Source organism: Nonomuraea sp. K271, from assembly GCF_009908215.1.
GTDB classification, from domain to species: domain Bacteria; phylum Actinomycetota; class Actinomycetes; order Streptosporangiales; family Streptosporangiaceae; genus Nonomuraea; species Nonomuraea longispora.
In genome coordinates this window covers 1-18,269 of record NZ_JAAAHR010000188.1, presented here as the reverse complement: position 1 = coordinate 18,269, position 18,269 = coordinate 1, and the positions used below count along the sequence as shown (strand labels likewise).

Here is an 18,269-nt window from a genome sequence, read left to right as displayed (position 1 = left end):
GTTGTGGATCGGCGGTGCGGGGGTCGCGGTCGGGTATCGGGGTGATTCGGAGGCCACGGCGGCCAAGTTCGTGGAGAGCGCGGGTGGTCGCTGGTACCGGACGGGGGACTTGGGCCGGTACTGGCCGGACGGCACGCTGGAGTTCCTGGGCCGGGCCGATCATCAGGTGAAGATCCGTGGGCATCGGATCGAGTTGGGCGAGGTGGAGGCCGCGCTGGAGGGGTTTTCCGGCGTGGGGCGTGCGGTGGCGGTCGCGGTGGGGGATCGGAGGCAGCGCCGGTTGGCCGCGTTCGTCACCCCGGGCGGGGTCGACCAGGGCGAGCTGCGCTCGTTCCTGGCAGACCGGCTGCCGGCGTACGCCATCCCGCCGTCGATCACCGCGCTGGACGAGTTACCCCTGACCGCCAACGGCAAGATCGACCGATCCGCGCTCGCCACAGAACCCGAGCCACCGCAGGACGGCGACGACCCCCCACGCCCGGGCGTGGAGCAGCAGCTCGCCGACCTGTGGGCCGAACTGCTGGAGATCCCGCCACCAGGTCGCGGCCGGAGCTTCTTCGCCCTCGGCGGCGACTCGCTGCTCGCCACCCGCTTCGCCGAGATCGTACGCCGCAGGCTCGGTGCCGAGCTGTCCCTGCGCCGCTTCTTCACCACTCCCACCATCGCGGACTGCGCCGAGGCGATCGGCCTGACGACGGACGACACCGAAGAGGAGGGCGTGCTGTGACCCAGGCACCGCTCGCACCAGAGCCGACCGTACGAGACCTGATCGCCGACATGGAAGCGGCGGGAATCCGGCTGTGGGAGGACGGCGGGGGCCTGCGCTTCCGCGCCCCCAAGGGAGCGCTGACCGAGGAACGCCGCGCCGCGTTGCTCGGTGCCAAGCCCCAGATCCTCGCCCACCTGCGCCGCGAGGCCGAGGCCGAGACCGTGCGCCCCGACCCGGGACACCGCCTCGACCCCTTCCCCCTCACCGACGTGCAGCAGGCGTACCTGCTCGGCCGCAACGACGCCTTCGGCTACGGCGGCGTCGCCTGCCACGGTTACGTCGAGGTGGCCTTCCCCGAACTCGACCCCGAGCGGGTCCAGGCGGCGTGGCGCACGCTGGTCGAACGGCACGACATGCTTCGCGCCGTCATCCACCCCGACGGCCACCAGCAGGTGCTGGCCGAGGTGCCCGCCTACGAGGTGCGGGTGAGCGACCTGCGCGGCACCGACCCGGAGGAACGGCTGGCCGCCATCCGCGACGAGATGGCGCACACCCTCTACCCGGCGGGCAGCTGGCCCCTGTTCGAGTTGCGGGTCTCGCTCACCGACCGCGGCGCACTCCTGCACGCCTCGATCGACCTGCTCATCGCCGACTACGTCAGCATCCAGCTGCTGCTGGCCGAGTTGCACCGCCTGCACGAGGACCCGGGCGCCGACCTGCCGCCCGTCCCCGTCGGCTTCCGCGACTGCGTGCTGGCCCTGCGCGCCCAGCGCGAGAGCGGCCGGTACGACCGCGACCGCGCCTACTGGTGGGCCCGCTTCGACGACCTGCCCCCGGCGCCCGAGCTGCCCGCGCTCGACCAGCAGGCGGAGGCGAGGTTCCAGCGCTGGGAGAGCCGGGTGGAGCCGGACCGGTGGGCCGGGCTGCGCGCCAGGGCGTCGGCGGCGGGCACCACGCCGTCGCAGGCCGTGCTGGCCGCCTACGCCGAGGTCATCGGGCGGTGGAGCCGCAGGCCCGCCTTCACGCTCAACCTGACGCTGCTCGACCGCCCGCCCCTGCACCCGTCGATCGACCAGGTGGTGGGCGACTTCACGACGCTCAACCTGCTCGCCGTCGACACCACGCCCGACCGGCCGTTCGGCGACCGTGCCCGCGCCATCGGCGAGCAACTGTTCGCCGACATGGAGCACCGCCGCTGCGGCGGCATCGAGGTCATGCGCGAGCTGGCCAGGAGGCGGGGCCGCGACGCCGCGCTGATGCCGGTGGTGTTCACCAGCGCCATTGGCCTCGGCCAGGACGAGGCCGAGCACGGCAGCCCCGAGTACGGCATCAGCCAGACGCCCCAGGTGTGGATCGACTGCCAGGTCAAGGAGCACCGCGGCGCGCTGCTCGTCAACTGGGACGTGCGCGCGGGCGTCTTCCCCGACGGGCTCGTGGACGACATGTTCGCCGCCTTCACCGCGCTCCTCGACGATCTGGCGGCGGAGGAGGCGTGGGCCTCCATGTCGCCCGTCGGCCTGCCCGCCGCCCAGGCCCGCTGCCGCGCCGAGGCCAACGCCACCGCCGCGCCGCTCCCCGACGGGCTGCTGCACGACCAGGTGGTGGCCCAGGCCCGCCGCACACCCGGCCGCACCGCCGTCGTCACCCCCCAGGGCTCGCTCACGTACGGCGACCTGCTCGCCCGCGCGACGGCCGTGGCCTGCACGCTCCGCGCGGCCGGCCACGAACCCGGGCAGATCGTGGCCGTCGTCATGGACAAGGGCGCCGAGCAGGTCGTGGCCGTGCTCGGCACCCTCATGGCCGGCGGCGCGTACCTGCCCGTCGACACCGGCCAGCCGCCCGCCAGGCGCGACCGCATCCTCGCCGACGCCTCCGCCCGCCTGGTGCTCACCCAGTCGTGGCGCGCGCAGGACGGCTGGATCCCCGTGGACACCCTGCCGGCCACCGGTACGGCGCCGCCCGAGGTCCCGCGGCGGCCCGGCGACCTCGCGTACGTCATCTACACCTCCGGCTCCACCGGCGTGCCCAAAGGCGTGATGATCAGCCACCAGGCCGCCCGCAACACCATCGACGACATCAACGCCCGCTTCGGCGTCGGCCAGGACGACCGCGTGCTCGGCCTCGCCAACCTCGGCTTCGATCTGTCCGTCTACGACGTCTTCGGGCCGCTCGCCACCGGCGGCGCGCTGGTGCTGCCCGACCCGGCGCGCAGAGGGGACCCCGCCCACTGGGCCGATCTCGCCGCCCGGCACGAGGTCACCCTGTGGAACTCCGTGCCCGCGCAGCTCCAGATGCTCCAGCACTACCTGGACGCCGAGCCCACGGCCGGGCTGCCCGCGCTGCGGCTGGCCATGGTGTCCGGCGACTGGGTGCCCGTCGCGCTGCCCGGCCAGATCCGCCGCCGCCTGCCCGGCCTCGACGTGATCAGCCTGGGCGGCGCCACCGAGGCCGCCATCTGGTCCATCCACCATCCCATCGGCGACCCGCTGCCCGGCTGGGTGAGCGTCCCGTACGGCAGGCCGCTGGCCAACCAGACCTTCCACGTGCTCGACTCCCGCATGCGGCCCAGCCCCGACTGGGTGCCGGGAGAGCTGTACATCGGCGGCGCGGGCGTGGCCATGGGCTACCTCGGCGACGAGGCCAGGACGGCCGAACGGTTCGTCCGCCACGCGGGCGAACGTCTCTACCGCACCGGTGACCTGGGCCGCTACCGACCCGACGGCACCATCGAGTTCCTCGGCAGGGAGGACTCCCAGGTCAAGATCCGCGGTCACCGCATCGAGCTGGCCGAGGTGGAGACCGCGCTGCAGGCGCACCCGGCGGTCGCCGCCGGCACCGTGATCGTCGATGGCGACCGGGCGCTCGAACGCCGTCTCGTCGGCTTCGCGCAGGCCGTACGGAAGGAAGAGGACGGCGGCGACGAGCCCGGCGTCGCCGCCGCGGCCGAGGCGGCAGCCCACGCCGCACTCGACGGCGTCGACCTGGAGCGCGTGGTGGCGGTCGCCGAGACGCTCGACGAGATCGCGCTCACCTCGATGGCGGGGGCGTTGCGCGCGGCCGGGCTGTTCGCCGGCGACGCCGTACACGACCTGGCGGAGATCCTGGAGACCGCCCGGGTCGCGCCCGGCCACCACCGGCTGGTCCGGCGCTGGCTCGCCGCGCTGCACGAGCGCGGCCGCATCCGCCGCGACGACGACGGCCGCTACCACGACCTGCGCGAACCCGCCGCGCTCGAACCGCTGTGGCGCCGCGTCGAAACCCTCGCGGAAGGGCTCGACTACGGCGCCGAGCTCATCGGGTTCCTGCGCGTCAGCACCACGCACCTGCCCGAGCTGATGCGCGGCGAGCTCGACGCCCGCGAACTGCTGTTCCCCGAAGGCGAGATGGAGACCGCCGAGGGCGCCTACAAGGACAACGTGCTCAGCAGGTACGTCAACCGCATCGTGCGCGCCGTCATCGGCCGCGTCGCCGAGCGGCACACGGGCGGGCCGCTGCGGGTCCTCGAGGCCGGGGCGGGCGTCGGCGGCACCAGCGCCGAACTCATCCCCGAACTCTCCGGGCACCACGTCGAATACCTCTTCACCGACCTGTCGCGGTTCTTCCTCGGCCAGGCCGCCGAACGCTTCGCCGAGCACCCATGGGTGCGCTACGGCCTGTTCGACATCAACGCCGACTACCGCGCCCAGGGGTACGAGCCCAACTCCTTCGACGTCATCCTCTGCGCCAACGTGCTGCACAACTCGCACGACGCCGCCGCCGTGCTCGCCAGGTTCCGCGAGCTGCTGGCGCCGGGCGGATGGCTGGTGTTCATCGAGACGACCCGCGAGCACGTGCAGATCATGAGCTCGATGGAGTTCCTGATGAACCCGCACGACTACGCCGACGTACGGCAGGGCCGCGACCGCACGTTCGTCGCCCGCGAGGAGTGGCTCGACCTGCTCGCCGCCGCCGGCGCCACCACCATGGCCTGCCTACCGGGCCCCGGCGATGCGCTGGCGTCGCTGGGACAGTGCGTGTTCGCCGCCCGCTTCCCCGCCGACCGGGAGCACATCGACCTCGCGGACCTGCGGGCGTTCCTCGGTGAGCGGCTGCCCGACTACATGATCCCGTCTCACGTGCAGGTGGTCGACGAACTGCCGCTCACGGACAACGGCAAGATCGACCGGGCGGGGCTGCGGTCCCTGCTGCCCCGTACGGCCGGTGAGAGCACACCCGCGGGTGAGGAGCCGCGCGACGACCTCGAACGGCGGCTCGCCGCTCTCTGGGCCGAACTCCTCGGCCTCCAGCAGGTCGGCAGGGATCAGGACTTCTTCGCGCTCGGCGGCGACTCCCTGCTGGTGACCCGGCTGGCCGGCCGCGTACGCGAGGAACTGCCGGAAGCGCACAACTTCTACTGGGACAGCCTCGTCCGCCAGCTCGTCAACCAGCCCACCGTCGCCGCGCTCGCCGCCCACCTCCGCCAGGCCCGCGACGACCGCGACCGCGGCCTGTCGAGGACGCAGGTCAGCCCGCTCGTCCGCCTGGCCGGCGGGCAGGGCCCGGTGCGGGTGCTGCTCCACGACGGCACCGGCACCCTCACCCCCTACCGGGCGCTCACCCCCGAGCTGTCCGGCGGGCCCCTGCTCGGCCTCGTGATCAACGACGCCGGACACTACTTGGAGCTCGACCCCGCCGCAGCCGTGGAGTCGCTGGCCGGAGCGTACGCGCAGGTGCTGCTCAAGGAGGACGCACCCGGCTACCACATCATCGGCTACTGCATGGGCGGGCTGATCGCCACCGAGGTCGCCAGGCGGCTCACCGAGGCCGGCGCCACCGTCGACGAGCTCACCGTCATCAGCAGCTCCCGCTTCCCCTACCGGATCAGCGACCGGCTCATGCTCGAGTACGGCTTCGCCCAGGCGTGCGGGCTCGACCCCGCCACGCTCGGCTACCCCGGGGAGGACCTGGCCCGCGCCCTGCGGGCCGTGCTGGACACCTCGCCAGGACACGTCGGCGAGGGCGCCATCGCGGCGCTCGCCTCCTCCGCCGACCCCGGCCTCGCCGCGATCGGCAGCCGCTTCGCCGCGCTGTCCGCCACTCCGCCCGCCGACCGCCTCGCCGCCGTCGCCCGCGGCCTCGACCACCCGCCCGAGCGCGTCGACCTCGCCTACCGGGTCTTCAGGCAGAGCTTCACCGCCGTCACCCACTACGACCCCGAGCCGTACGCGGGCGACATCACGTTCCTGCGCCAGAGCGGCGTCACCAACCTCGTACCGACCCTCCAGGACGACATGACGGAGTTCTGGCAGGACCTCTGCCTCGGACGGCTCGTCGTGCGCGACGTCGAGGGCGACCACTTCACCTGCCTCGACCAGGGCCACGCCGCCGGAGTCGCCCAACTGATCACCGGGGGGACGCCGTGATCGGCGTGCTCGGCGGCTACGGCACGGTCGGCGCCACCACCGCCCTCCTCCTCACCGGCCGCGCCGGGAACGTGCGGATAGGCGGGCGCGACGGTGCGGCGGCGCGGAAGTTCGTCGTCGACGCGCTGGACGGCGACGGCGAGGCGTGGCAGGTGGACGCCTTCGACCCGGACGGGCTCGCCCGCTTCTGCCGGGGCTGTCGGATCGTCGTCAACTGCGCGGGACCGTCGTACCTGCTGCGGGACCGGGTGGCACGGGCCGCCTTCGCCGCGGGGGCGGACTACGTGGACGCCGCGGGCGACGCCGCGGCGCTGTCGGCCACGGGGGGCCGTACCGGGGTGATCTCCGCCGGGATGCTCCCCGGCCTCACCGGCCTGCTGGCCCGTCACCTCGCCGCGCTCGCTTCCCCGCACGGCGGCCCGGCGGAAAGGCTCGACGTCTACACCGGAGGGCTGGACCGGCTCACTCCGGCGGCGGCGGGGGACTTCCTGCTCGCCGGTCAGGAGGAGCAGGGCGCGGCGCTGGCCGGGTGGCGGGACGGCGGCAAGGTCGCGCGTGCCCTCACCCCCGCCCACGACGTCGAGCTGCCCTATTTCCCCGGACCCGTCACCGCCTACCCCTACCTGAGCGTCGAGGCGGAACGGGTCGCCGCCGAGCTGGGACTGGCCGAGGCCCGCTGGTACAACGTCATGACCGGCGACAGGGTCCTCGCCGGCGCGAGCACCGCGACGTCGGCCGCCGAGCTGGCCCGGGTCGCCGAGCTCGAACTGGCGGGGCGCACACCGTACTATGTGCTGCTTTTTCAGTTGACCGGTGCGCATGGCACGAGCACCCTGGTCGTACGCACCGCGGACTCGTACGCGCTGACCGCCGCCGTCACCGCGCACGCCGCGCGGGCGGTGCTGGCGGGCGACGTACCGGCCGGGCTGCACCACGCCGACGCCGTGCTCGACCCGGCCAGGGTGCTGGCGGACCTGGAGGGCGTGGCGACGGCGGAGATCACGGACGCGGTCGCCCCCATCGACCTGGCCGCGCCGGCGTTCGAGGAGGGCGCGCTGTGAAACGAGTCGTGGTGTGCGGGACGAAGTTCGGCCAGATCTACCTGTCGGCCATGCGCGACGGCCCCTTCGAACTCACCGGCATCCTGGCCCGCGGCAGCGACAGGTCCGCCGCGTACGCCAGGGAGCACGGCGTCCCGCTGGTCACCGACCCCGACCGGGTGCCGCGGCTCGCGGACCTGGCCTGCGTGGTCGTACGGTCGGGCGTCGTCGGCGGCGAGGGCAGCGAGCTGGCCGCGGCTCTGCTGTCCCGGGGCGTGCACGTGCTCCAGGAACACCCCGTCCACGCCGACGAGCTGGCCCGCACCCTGCGCACGGCCAGGGCCGCGTCCGCGGTGCACCACGTCAACACCCTCTACGTGCACCTGGACCCCGTGCGCCGATTCATCGACGCCGCCCGCCGCCTGCGCGAGCTCCAGCAGCCGCTCTACGTCGACGCCGCCTGCAGCGTGCACGTGGCCTACGCCCTGTTCGACATCCTCGGCCAGGCCATGGGCGGCCTGCGCCCCTGGACGTTCACCGCCACGGCCCCCGGCACGCCCTTCTCCTGCGTCACGGGTACGGTCGGAGGAGTGCCCCTCACCCTCCGGGTGCAGAACCAGATCGCGCCCAACGACCCCGACGCCCACCTCCACCTGCTGCACCGCATCACGGTGGGCACGGAGGGCGGCAACCTGACCCTGGTCAACACGCACGGCCCGGTCGTGTGGACCCCGCGGATGTACGTCGGGCGCGACGCCGACGACCGCTTCGACACCGGAGCCGAGCACCTGAGCCTGCCGAGCGCCACCACGATCGGGCCGGCGCAGGCGCCGACGTTCGCCGACATCGTCACCAGGCTCTGGCCCGACGGCGTGCGCCGTGCGCTGACCGCGCTGCGCGAGGCCGCCGAGGACGGCCGCGACCCGCTGCGCCAGGGCCAGTACCACCTGACGCTCAGCCGCCTGTGGCAGGACGCCACCGCGGCGATCGGCCGGCCCGAGCTGCTGGTCCAGACGGCACCCCGACCCCTGTCCGCGACGGAGTTCGCATGAACTGGTTCCACTGCTACCAGCCCAGGCCGTACGCGTCGTTACGGCTGTTCTGCTTCCCCCACGCCGGCGGCTCGGCGAGCTTCTACCGAGGCTGGCACGCGGCGGCGCCGCACTCCGTCGAGGTGCGAGCCGTGCAGTACCCGGGGCGGGGCGACCGCCGCGCCGACCCGTTCGTCGACGACGCATACCACCTGGCCGAGCGCGTCGCCGACGCGATGGCTCCGCTGCTCGACCGGCCGGTCGCGCTGTTCGGGCACAGCATGGGAGCGCTGATCGCGTACGAGGTGGCGCGCACGCTGGAGGCCAGGGGCCGCGGCGTGACACACCTGTACGCCTCCGGTCGGCACCCCCCTCACGAGCACCGCCACAGTGACACGCACGCGGGCTCCGACGACGAGCTGATCGGCGAGATCATCGGCCTCGGCGGCGTCGAGCCCGAGCTGATGGCCGACCCCGACATCCGCGAGCTGGCGTTGCCCGCCATCCGCAACGACTACCGGCTCGACGAGACCTACCGGCATCGCCCCGGAGGCGTGCTCGCCTGCCCCGTCACCGCCCTGCTCGGCGACGACGACCCCGAGGTCACCGCCGAGCAGGCGGCGCGGTGGGGCGACCTGACCAGGGCCGGCTGCACCGTTCGCGTGCTCGACGGCGACCACTTCTACCTCGTGCCACGCCAGGACGACGTGATCGCGGAGTTGCCGCGCGCGGTCACGTCGGCCTGGGCGTCCCTGACCCCCTAGGAAGGACAAGATGGACCAAGAGCTGATGCGCATCCTCACCGGAGGATGGGTGGCGCAGGCGACCTTCGTCGCCGTCCGGCTCGGGGTCGTGGACGCCCTCGACGGGCGCCGCCTGACCCCCGCCGAGGTCGCCGACGAGGTCGGCGCGCATCCCGGGGCCATGCATCGCCTGCTCCGCCTGCTGGAAGGGGTGGGACTGGCCGACGGCGGCGACGACGGCGCGTACGGGCTGACCCCGATGGGGGCGCGGCTGCGCCGCGACGACCTGGGCCCGCTCGCCGCCCTCTACGGCGAGGACTCCTTCGCCGCCGCATGGAACGGCCTGGACCAGGCCGTACGCACCGGCGAGTCGGCGTTCGAACACGTCCACGGCGAGCCCATCTTCGCGCACCTGGCCGCCGATCCCGCCAAGGCGTCGGTGTTCAACGCGGGCATGGCGGCGGGCGCGTCCTTCTTCCGCGGGGTGCCCGAGGCGTACGACTTCTCCGGGCCGCGCCGCGTGGTCGACCTCGCCGGCGGCACGGGCGCGCTGCTGGGCACGGTCCTGCAGAGCAATCCCGAGGCCACAGGCGTGCTGTTCGACCTGCCCGAGGTGGTCGCCGCCGCGCCGGAGCACCTGGCGCGGATGGGCGTGCTGGACAGGTGCGAGCTGACCGGGGGCGACCTGTTCTCGTGCCTCCCCGAGGGAGGCGACGTCTACGTGCTCTCGCGCATTCTGCACGACTGGGACGACGAACGCTGCGCCGCCCTGCTGGGCAACTGCGCCAAGGCGATGCAGCCCGGCGCCGAGCTGCTGATCATCGAGCGCGTCGTCGGCCGCGGCTCGTACGTGCCGCTCGCCTTCGACCTGCACATGATGGTGATGACGGGAGGGCGGGAGCGCACCGAGGAGGAGTATCGCGCGCTGCTGGAGGACGCGGACCTGACCCCCGGCCGGTTGATCGACCTGCCGCTCGGGATGCGGATGCTCACCGCGACCCGCTGAGAACCCGCCACGACGAGAACGTACGAAAGGCGCCGGGCTCCCCGTTGAGCCCGGCGCCTTGGCACGTCCCCCGACGTTCAGCTCATCACGAGCTCGCCCGCTCGCTCCCGGATCACCTCGACGGTGCCGGCGCTCCCGTCGACGCGGATCCGGTCGCCGTCCCGCAGCAGCATGGTGGCGTTCCTGGTGCCGACGACGGCGGGGATGCCCAGCTCACGCGCGACGATCGCGGCGTGCGACAGCGGCGCCCCGACGTCGGTGACCACCGCGGCGGCACGCGGGAAGAGCAGCGTCCAGCCCACGTTCGTCACGGTCGTCACGAGGATCTCGCCCTCGCCCAGCCGGTCGCCGTCCGCCACGGAAGTGAGCACCCGGGCGGTGCCCTCGACCACGCCGGACGCTCCGGGGAAGCCGCTGATGCTCTGCGACGGGGGCACCACCGTGGCGGCGGCGTCGAACACGTCGCCGCGGCGGCCCGGATCGGCGGCCCACCGCTCCGGCTCGAACCGGCCGCGGATGATGCCGGGGTAGGGCGGCAGCGACCGGTACAGCTCGTACGCCGCCCGCCGTCCCGCCACCCGCGTCAGCGGCCGGCCGGAGCCGCGCAGCACGTCGATGATCTCGTCCATGGTCAGGAAGAACAGGTCGTCGCCGTGCCCGGTCACCTCACCGGCCCGCACCACGAAGTCGCGCACCATCCAGAAGCCCCGCATCATCTCCGACCGGGTCTCCTCACGGGAGCGCACGATGGCCTCCCACCGGTCGATCCTGCGCCGGAACTTCTCGGCCTTCCTCGGATGGCGTTCGCGGAAACGCCGCCAGGCGGCCTCGCTCGCCTCGATCTGGCGGTCGAGCAGCTCGGACGGGTCGACGGTGAGCCCGGCGAGCTGGTCGTCGAGCCACGCCGGGTCCTCCACGGGCCGGGCCACCGAGATCTCGAACTCGTCGGGGCAACGGTGGCCGTACGCGCGGACGTACTCGTCGCGGGTCATCTCGCCCCGCTTGAGCCGGGCCAGGCCGAGCAGCGGGCCGAGGCTCTCCAGCCGGCCCTCTCCCGACTGGATGCCGGACATCAGCACGGTCGCGTCGGCCTCACCGACCAGCTCGGCCAGCTGGGCGCCGAGGTAGATGAGCGAGCCGGCGTCCTGGCGGGCCGCGGCGGCGAGCATGCGGTTGCACTGGGTGAATCTCGGTTCGACGTCGCTCTCCCACAGCGCGGCCAGGTCGTCGCTGACGGCGATCGCGGCGCGGATCTCCTCCGTACGCCGCTCCGCGTCCGCGATGTAGGCCGGGATGTGCTCCACGAGCTTCTGGATCTCGCGGCGTCCGCCCAGCATGGGCCTGGCCGCCCTGAGGGTCTGCCAGCGCGTCATCGGCAGCAGCGGCGTCTCGACACCTTCCGGCACCCTGCCGTAGATCGGCTCCTGGGTGGCCTCGATCTTCTTGGTGATGCCGAGGGCCTTGCCGAGCGAGGCGTTCACGCTCATGTTCATGTAGACGCGGCCGCCGATGTTGCCGCACATCGGGTGGCCGCCGAGGTCGCCGGTGACCATGATCTCGGCGATGAACGCCTGCACGAGCGACCAGGTGCACGGCGTCATGACGCTGGGGACGGCCTCGCCCAGGTTGCCGTTGCTCCACAGGTAGTCGCCCTTGAGCGAGTCGTTCCACTCCTCGCGCCTGCCGGTGATCGGCCGCGCCTGGAGGATGTGGGGGCGCCCGTCGTGCAGCGCCCATTCGACGTCCATCGGGCGGTCGTACAGCTCCTCGATCGTCATCCCCAGCTCGGCCAGCTGCTCGGCCTGGGTCCAGGTGAGCACGGGCTCGTCGCGCAGCCCCGGCGGGACGGGGTCCTCGCGGGTGCCTTCGGGCGTGCGCACGGTCATGACGGTCTTGGAGGCGATCGTCTCGTCGACGACCGTGCGCCCGGCCCGGTCGAGCATGATCGTGTCGGGCGTCACCAGGCCGCCGACGACCGCCTCGCCCAGGCCCCAGGCGGCGTTGATGGTCAGCCGGTCGCGGTCCTCGGTGAACAGCACCCCGGCGGCGTCGGCCGGTACGAGCTCCTGCACGACGACGGCGATGGCCACCTCGTCGCGCGCGATGCCGTGGCGGTCGCGGTAGGCGATGGCCCGGTCGGTCCACAGGGAGGCCCAGCAACGTCTGACCGCGTCGAGGAGTTGCGCTGAGCCGCGGATGTTGAGATAGCTGTCCTGCTGGCCGGCGAACGACATGCCCGGCAGGTCCTCAGCGGTCGCCGACGACCGCACCGCGACCGCCGGCTCGTCACCCAGCTCGGCATACGCGGCCAGGATGTCGCCGGCGATCTCCGGCGGCAGCTCGCGGGCCGCGAACAACGCCTGGATCTGCTCGGCGTCGCCGGTGAGCACGGCGTCGCGCAGGCCGTGGCCGGCCACGAACGCGCGGTAGGCGCCGGTGGTGACGTGGAAGCCCGCCGGCACCGGCAGGCCCGCCCTGGCGAGGCGGGCGAGCGATGCGCCTTTTCCGCCGACGATGTCGAGTTCGGCCTTCGGATCAGCCAGGGCAAGCGTGTTCATACGCGATCTCCATTCCGATTCGGCGGCAGGCCGAAGACACAAGTCAGGGAAAGGAAAACCCGAAGGTCAGGCTCTGACCCATTACCTGACTCATCGCTGAGAAAAGGGAAAAGAGGGAACGGCCGCCTCTTCAACGGTACGAAATGACCGGTGGGCGGCCCACCCCTAGGCGCCCTTAATCAGCCGTCGGCACCGGGCCTGAGCAGGCCGGTCTCATAGGCGGCGGCGACGGCGGCGGCGCGGTCGTTCACCTCGAGCTTGGCGAAGATGTGCAGCAGGTGCGTCTTCACGGTGGCCTCGGTGATGAACAACCTCCTGGCGACGTCGCGGTTGGTCGCGCCCCGGGAGATGAGCGACAGGACCTCGAGCTCGCGGCGGCTGAGCATCTGCTGCTGCGGCGCGCGGATCTTCTGCGTCAGCACGCCCGCCACCGACGGCGACAACACCGTCTCGCCGCGCGCCGCGGCCTGCACCGCGCTGCGCAGCTCGGCGCGCGGGGTGTCCTTGAGCAGATAGCCGGTCGCGCCCTCCTCGATGGCGGGCAGCACGTCCACGTCGTTGTCGAACGTGGTCAGCACGAGCACGCGGACGCCGGGCGACTGCTCACGCAGCCGGCGGATGAGCTCGGCGCCGTTCATCTTCGGCATGCGCAGGTCGGTGAGCACGACGTCGGGGTTGGTGCGCTGGACCACCGCCAGCGCCTCGAAACCGTCGCCCGCCTCGCCGACGACCTCGAACTCGTCGTCGGTGAAGATCCCCCGCAGTCCGTCGCGGACGACCGGATGGTCGTCCACGATGATCAGGCGAATCGGCATGGGTCACCCGGCGTCTCTGAGGCGGTCGGACGGTCCGGACACGGCGTCGGCGGGGATGGCCGGCACGGTCGCCGAGATGCCGGTGCCCTCGCCGGGCGCCGACTCGATCTCGAAGTCGCCGGCCAGCCTGGTCACGCGCTGGCGCATCGCGATGAGCCCGAAGCCGCCTGCCTCGGAGGCGGGCGCGTTCGAGGAGATGTCGGCCGGCCCGGGGACGAATCCGGCTCCGTCGTCGCGTACATCCAGCACCACGACATCTTCCATGTACGACAGGGTGAGAGCAACTCGTCCGGCCGAAGCGTGCTTGGCGACATTGGCCAGCGCCTCCTGCGCCACCCGCAGCAGCGTGATCTCCACCTCGGCGTGCAGCGGCCGGGCGTCGCCGTTGACCGACAGGGAGGCGGTCACGCCGGTCGTCTCCGACCACCTGTCGGCGACGTCCCGCACGGCGGCGGGCAACTGCGAGCCGGCCAGCGGCGCCGGGCGCAACGCCTGCACGGACCTGCGGGCCTCGTTGAGGTTCTCCCTGGCCAGCGTGCGTACGGTGTCGAGGCGGGCGAGCGCGGCCGGCGTGTCGTCGATCGCCTCCTCGGCGGCCTCGATCTGCGTGACGATGGCGGTCAGTCCCTGCGCGATCGTGTCGTGGATCTCCCTGGCCATGCGCTGCCGCTCGCCCAGCACCCCCGCCTCGCGGGCCTGCGTCAGCAGCCGGGCCTGCAGGCTCGCGTTCTCCTCCGCGAGCGCGGCCAGCTTGGCGCCGGTCTCCCGCAACTGCTCGATCATCACCTTGCGGCTCTCGTTCTGGTCGGAGATGGTCTGGATGACCAGCCCGATCGCCGAGGCGATCAACGCCGCGATCAGGAAGGAGAACAACATCTCGCCGGGACTGCGCCCGGCCTCCGGCCGCATGGAGACCAGCACGCCGGCCGTCGCGGCCACCCCTCCGTAGGCCCACCACCGGGGCAGCAGCCTGAACGACTGGATGAACGCCGCCGGGCCGGTCACCGTGAACACCGAGTCGATGCTGACCAGCGCTCCGATGGCGGCGAGCAGGATGACGAAGTAGACGACCGCCACCACCGGGTGCCTGGTCCATTCGGGGTGCACGCCGATCAGGAACCAGTGCCAGGCCATCGCGAACGACGCCAGCACCAGCGTCTCCAGCCGCCAGTTCTGCGCGAGCGAGAAGCCGGCGGGCAGCAGGATGAACAGGTAGGGCAGCGCGGGCCACACCCGGTCCCAACGCGAAAGGCCGGGTCCGGTGGAGGTGACCACCGATCCCGACCCTTCACGGCGGGCGCTGCTTACCACCGGAACGCCTTGACCGCGACACCGGCGGTGACCAGGCAGATGCCCACCATGACCAGCATCGCCACGGGAGAGGCGGCGTGGCCCTCCCAGCCGTTGCGGATCGTCTGCACGGCAGGCGCCATGGGCAGCATGTCGCCGATGGCCCGCATCGAGCCGCTCATCGACTCGCGGGGGATCACGGCGCCGGAGATGAACACCATCGGGAAGAACACGCTCAGCCCGAGCACGGTCGCGGTGCGGCCGGAAGGGACGACGGCGCCGAGCAGGAAGCCGATGCCGCTGAGGCTCAGCGCGCCGAGGACCCACGCCAGGACCACGATGCCCGGGTTGGCCGGGGCGGACAGGTCGTAGCCGATGGCGCCGATGGCGATGAGCAGCGCCGTGCCGAGAAGGGCCATCAGCATGTGGGCGATCCACTGGGCGCCGAACAGCATGCCGGGGGAGGCGGGGGTGGCGAGCAGCCGCTTCAGTACCCGGCGCTCACGGTACTGCGCCAGCGTGGCCGGCAGGATGACCAGCGTGGCCAGCCCGATGACGAAGATGCTCAGCATCGGCACGTTGGCGTCGACCGACGGCAGCCCGCCGGGAAGGGGCTTGCCGCTGCGCAGCTTGACCCAGATCATGATCGTGGGGAAGGCCAGCGCGAAGAACGCCGACATCGGGTCTCTGATGATCAGCTTGAGTTCGACCGCGACGACCTGCGTGATGCCTTTCATGCCGCCTGCCCTCCCGTCAGCGCGAAGTACGCGTCCTCGAGCGATTCGGTACGGCCCTGGGTGATCAGCTCACCCGGGGTGCCGTGGGTGATGACGCGGCCCTGGTCGATGATCGCCATGCGGTCGCACAGCGCCTGGGCCTCGTCCATGAAGTGGGTGACCAGCACGACGGTCACACCGCGGTCGCGCACCTCGCGGACCAGGCCCCACGTCATGCGGCGGGCGGACGGGTCGAGTCCGGTGGTCAGCTCGTCGAGGAAGACGACCTCCGGGTTGCCGACCAGGGCCAGCGCGATGAACAGGCGCTGCTTCCAGCCGCCCGACAGGCTCGCGAAACTGGAACGCTGCCGGTCGGCCAGCCCCCACTCGTCCATGAGCTTGCGCCAGTCGGCGGGCTTGTCGTAGAAGGACGCGTACATCTTCAGCGCCTCGCCCACCTTGAGCGCGTCAGGCAGCGCGGCCTCCTGGAGCTGCACGCCGATGCGGGGGAGCAGCTCGCGGCGGTCACGCTGCGGGTCGAGGCCCAGCACCCGCAGGACGCCGCCGTCCCGCTCGCGCAGGCCCGACATGCACTCCACGGTGGTGGTCTTGCCGGCGCCGTTGGGGCCGGCGATGCCGAAGATCTCGCCCTGCTCGACCTGCAGGGATACATCAGTCAGAACGTGGCGGCCTTTGTAGCTTTTACTCATGCCCTCGATTTCGATGACTGTCATGTTTAAAGAATCATCGGGATCCGCGGTGTGCGACATCCCCCGAACGGTTGATAGGGGGTCAGCCGCCCGATTCCGGGTCCGACCTGCGGATTGGCTTTCCGACCAGGTGAAACGCCGATTAGGGGTGTCGTACGCGTCGCTGATCCCCAACTCTGAATGCATGAGCGATACAGCGGTGCGCGTGCGTGAGCTGCGCAAGCGATACGGCGACGTGGTCGCCATCGACGGCGTTGACCTGGATATCGCCCGTGGCGAGGTGTTCGCGCTCCTCGGCCCCAACGGCGCAGGCAAGACGACCACTGTTGAGATCCTGGAAGGCCATCGCCGGCGAGACGCCGGCGAGGTCAGCGTGCTGGGGGAGGACCCCGGCGTGGCGGGCCGGGCCTGGCGTTCCCGCCTCGGGATGGTGCTGCAGTCGGCCACCGACGCGGCCGAGATGACCGTACGCGAGATGGTCCACCACTACGCCCACTACTACCCGAGGCCCCGCGACCCCGAGCACGTGATCGAACTCGTCGGGCTCACCGGCAAGGCGGACGCCCGCACCCGCAACCTGTCCGGAGGCCAGCGGCGCAGGGTCGACGTGGCGCTGGGCGTGCTGGGCAACCCCGAGCTGCTGTTCCTGGACGAGCCGACCACCGGTTTCGACCCCGAGGCCCGCCGCCAGTTCTGGAGCCTGATCTCCCGGCTGGCCGACGAGGGCACCACCATCCTGCTGACCACCCACTACCTGGACGAGGTCGAAGCGCTGGCCAACCGGGTCGGCGTCATCGTGCAGGGCAAGGTCGTGGCGCTGGGCGAGCCGTCCACGCTGGCAGGACGCTCGCAGGCCATGGCGACCGTCAGCTGGACCACCGCCGACGGCGACCACAGCGTGAAGACGGCGACGCCCACGCAGGTCGTCGCCGAGCTCAGCGGCCAGTTCGACGGGGAGATCCCCGAGCTGACCGTGACACGTCCGTCTCTCGAAGACGTCTACCTCGGCCTAATCGGAGATCACTCGTGACCACCACGTTGTCAAGACCACCGACACGGATGGCCGGCGCGACCGCCGCGCCCCTGCCCAGCGCCGCCCGGCTGGCACTCAGGCGCGGTGCACTGGAGCTCAAGAGCTTCTTCCGCACCAAGGGCCAGTTCATCGTCATCTTCTCCCTCCCGGCGATCATGCTGATGCTGCTCGGCGCGATGCAGTCGGGCAAGCCGGACTTCAACGGCGTCACCGGCGCGCAGATCCTCACCGCCGGCATGATCGGCGCCGGCATCATGGGCACCACCTTCCAGAACCTCGGCATCAACGTCGCCCTGGAGCGCCACGACGGGACGCTGAAGCGCCTGTACGGCATGCCGATGCCGCGGATCGCCTATTTCGGCGGCAAGGTCATCCAGGTCCTCGTGTGCATGGTCGCCGAGGTGGCCCTGCTCGTCGTGGTCGGGGTGGTGCTGTTCGACGTGGCCGTGCCCGGCACGCTCGACCGGTGGCTGACCCTCGCCTGGGTCCTCGCCCTCGGCGGCGTGGCCTGCACCCTCCTCGGCATCGCGGTCGGCAGCCTGCCGAAGTCGGCGCGCGGCGCGAACGCCATCATCACGCTGCCCTTCCTCATCGTGCAGTTCATCTCCGGCGTCTACATGCCCTTCTCCGACGTGCCCGCCTTCCTGCAGTTCATCGCGTCCCTGTTCCCGCTCAAGTGGATGACCCAGGGCATGCGCTCGGTGTTCCTGCCTGAGCACGCGGCGGCGCTCGAACCGGCCGGGTCGTGGCAGCTGCCCATGATCGCCCTCGTGCTCGCCGCCTGGTGCGTCGGCGGGCTGGTGTTGTGCATGAAGACGTTCCGCTGGACCGCCAAGGACAGCTGACCGGCGGGAGAAGTTTGCGCAGGACTTTGAGCCCGGAAGGAGGGGAGCACGGCGCACGCACAGGTCACGGTGACGGTGGCGGGTCCTTGAGGACGCCACCGTCATCCTCATGCCCGGCCACCTGAACCGCGGCGTGGCGTCCCGACCGGACGCGACGCCGCGTTCTGCTGCCCAACTCCCTGGAACGGTACGCCTCCGCGACGTGCGCCCACCGCCCGCACCATACGGCCGGCGCAGCGTCGAGGACGCGACGCCGCAGATCCGGGCCGGACGCCCGTGCACGCGCGACGCAGCGTGGAGCGCCGCACGTGGCGGGGCATCACCATGGGCCTCCCGCGGCGTGGTGCGGAGGGCGGGGACAGGGCCGAAGG

At 72.1% G+C, this 18,269-nt stretch carries 13 protein-coding genes; 8 read left to right on the top strand and 5 right to left on the bottom strand.

Going from position 1 to position 18,269, the window contains the following annotated elements:
- From GUY59_RS40135 to GUY59_RS40110, 6 genes are all read left to right on the top strand, one after another.
- A partial coding sequence (locus GUY59_RS40135; protein WP_161714953.1) for a non-ribosomal peptide synthetase occupies positions 1–727 on the top strand: 727 nt, incomplete at its 5' end.
- Positions 724–6,111 (top strand): non-ribosomal peptide synthetase, encoded by a 5,388-nt coding sequence (locus tag GUY59_RS40130; protein ID WP_252374952.1) that lies wholly within the window; start codon positions 724–726, stop codon positions 6,109–6,111. The genes GUY59_RS40135 and GUY59_RS40130, both read left to right, overlap by 4 nt.
- Complete coding sequence (locus GUY59_RS51055; RefSeq protein WP_138201250.1) at positions 6,108–7,172, top strand: saccharopine dehydrogenase NADP-binding domain-containing protein; 1,065 nt, start codon at positions 6,108–6,110, stop codon at positions 7,170–7,172. Before GUY59_RS40130 ends, GUY59_RS51055 begins: the two co-directional genes overlap by 4 nt.
- Positions 7,169–8,203, top strand: coding sequence for a Gfo/Idh/MocA family oxidoreductase (locus GUY59_RS40120; RefSeq protein WP_138201251.1), 1,035 nt, complete (start codon positions 7,169–7,171; stop codon positions 8,201–8,203). The genes GUY59_RS51055 and GUY59_RS40120 overlap by 4 nt, the downstream gene beginning before the upstream one ends.
- Complete coding sequence (locus tag GUY59_RS40115) at positions 8,200–8,946, top strand: thioesterase II family protein (protein ID WP_138201252.1); 747 nt, start codon at positions 8,200–8,202, stop codon at positions 8,944–8,946. Before GUY59_RS40120 ends, GUY59_RS40115 begins: the two co-directional genes overlap by 4 nt.
- Before the next feature lie 10 nt (positions 8,947–8,956).
- Positions 8,957–9,931, top strand: coding sequence for a methyltransferase (locus tag GUY59_RS40110; RefSeq protein ID WP_138201253.1), 975 nt, complete (start codon positions 8,957–8,959; stop codon positions 9,929–9,931).
- A gap of 77 nt (positions 9,932–10,008) precedes the next feature.
- Here GUY59_RS40110 and GUY59_RS40105 read toward each other — a convergent pair whose 3' ends face one another.
- The 5 genes from GUY59_RS40105 to GUY59_RS40085 all read right to left on the bottom strand — a co-directional run bounded on the left by GUY59_RS40105 (position 10,009) and on the right by GUY59_RS40085 (position 16,044).
- Positions 10,009–12,489 (bottom strand): PEP/pyruvate-binding domain-containing protein, encoded by a 2,481-nt coding sequence (locus GUY59_RS40105; RefSeq protein ID WP_138201254.1) that lies wholly within the window; start codon positions 12,487–12,489, stop codon positions 10,009–10,011.
- Between the two features lie 179 nt (positions 12,490–12,668).
- A complete protein-coding gene (locus tag GUY59_RS40100) occupies positions 12,669–13,304 on the bottom strand; it encodes a response regulator (RefSeq protein WP_138201255.1) in 636 nt (211 codons plus the stop codon).
- Between the two features lie 3 nt (positions 13,305–13,307).
- The gene (locus GUY59_RS40095) at positions 13,308–14,579 is read right to left on the bottom strand and encodes a sensor histidine kinase (protein ID WP_246064423.1); all 1,272 of its coding nucleotides are present in this window, start codon (positions 14,577–14,579) and stop codon (positions 13,308–13,310) included.
- Positions 14,580–14,608: 29 nt separating this feature from the next.
- Positions 14,609–15,331: an ABC transporter permease gene (locus GUY59_RS40090; protein ID WP_132338622.1), complete on the bottom strand. Its 723-nt coding sequence runs from the start codon at positions 15,329–15,331 to the stop codon at positions 14,609–14,611.
- The gene (locus tag GUY59_RS40085) at positions 15,328–16,044 is read right to left on the bottom strand and encodes an ABC transporter ATP-binding protein (protein ID WP_132338625.1); all 717 of its coding nucleotides are present in this window, start codon (positions 16,042–16,044) and stop codon (positions 15,328–15,330) included. Before GUY59_RS40085 ends, GUY59_RS40090 begins: the two co-directional genes overlap by 4 nt.
- A gap of 160 nt (positions 16,045–16,204) precedes the next feature.
- Here GUY59_RS40085 and GUY59_RS40080 point away from each other — a divergent pair, with 160 nt between their 5' ends.
- Entirely contained in the window at positions 16,205–17,050 is an 846-nt protein-coding gene (locus GUY59_RS40080; protein ID WP_132338627.1) for an ABC transporter ATP-binding protein, read from the top strand.
- A gap of 29 nt (positions 17,051–17,079) precedes the next feature.
- Complete coding sequence (locus tag GUY59_RS40075) at positions 17,080–17,898, top strand: ABC transporter permease (RefSeq protein ID WP_138201256.1); 819 nt, start codon at positions 17,080–17,082, stop codon at positions 17,896–17,898.
- Positions 17,899–18,269: the final 371 nt, after the last annotated feature.

Coding starts and splice junctions, on each gene's coding strand:
- GUY59_RS40115 (WP_138201252.1), top strand. CDS start 8,200: ATGAACTGGTTCCACTGCTACCAGCCCAGGCCGTACGCGTCGTTACGG.
- GUY59_RS40110 (WP_138201253.1), top strand. CDS start 8,957: ATGGACCAAGAGCTGATGCGCATCCTCACCGGAGGATGGGTGGCGCAG.
- GUY59_RS40105 (WP_138201254.1), bottom strand. CDS start 12,489: ATGAACACGCTTGCCCTGGCTGATCCGAAGGCCGAACTCGACATCGTC.
- GUY59_RS40100 (WP_138201255.1), bottom strand. CDS start 13,304: ATGCCGATTCGCCTGATCATCGTGGACGACCATCCGGTCGTCCGCGAC.
- GUY59_RS40090 (WP_132338622.1), bottom strand. CDS start 15,331: ATGAAAGGCATCACGCAGGTCGTCGCGGTCGAACTCAAGCTGATCATC.
- GUY59_RS40085 (WP_132338625.1), bottom strand. CDS start 16,044: ATGACAGTCATCGAAATCGAGGGCATGAGTAAAAGCTACAAAGGCCGC.
- GUY59_RS40080 (WP_132338627.1), top strand. CDS start 16,205: ATGAGCGATACAGCGGTGCGCGTGCGTGAGCTGCGCAAGCGATACGGC.
- GUY59_RS40075 (WP_138201256.1), top strand. CDS start 17,080: ATGGCCGGCGCGACCGCCGCGCCCCTGCCCAGCGCCGCCCGGCTGGCA.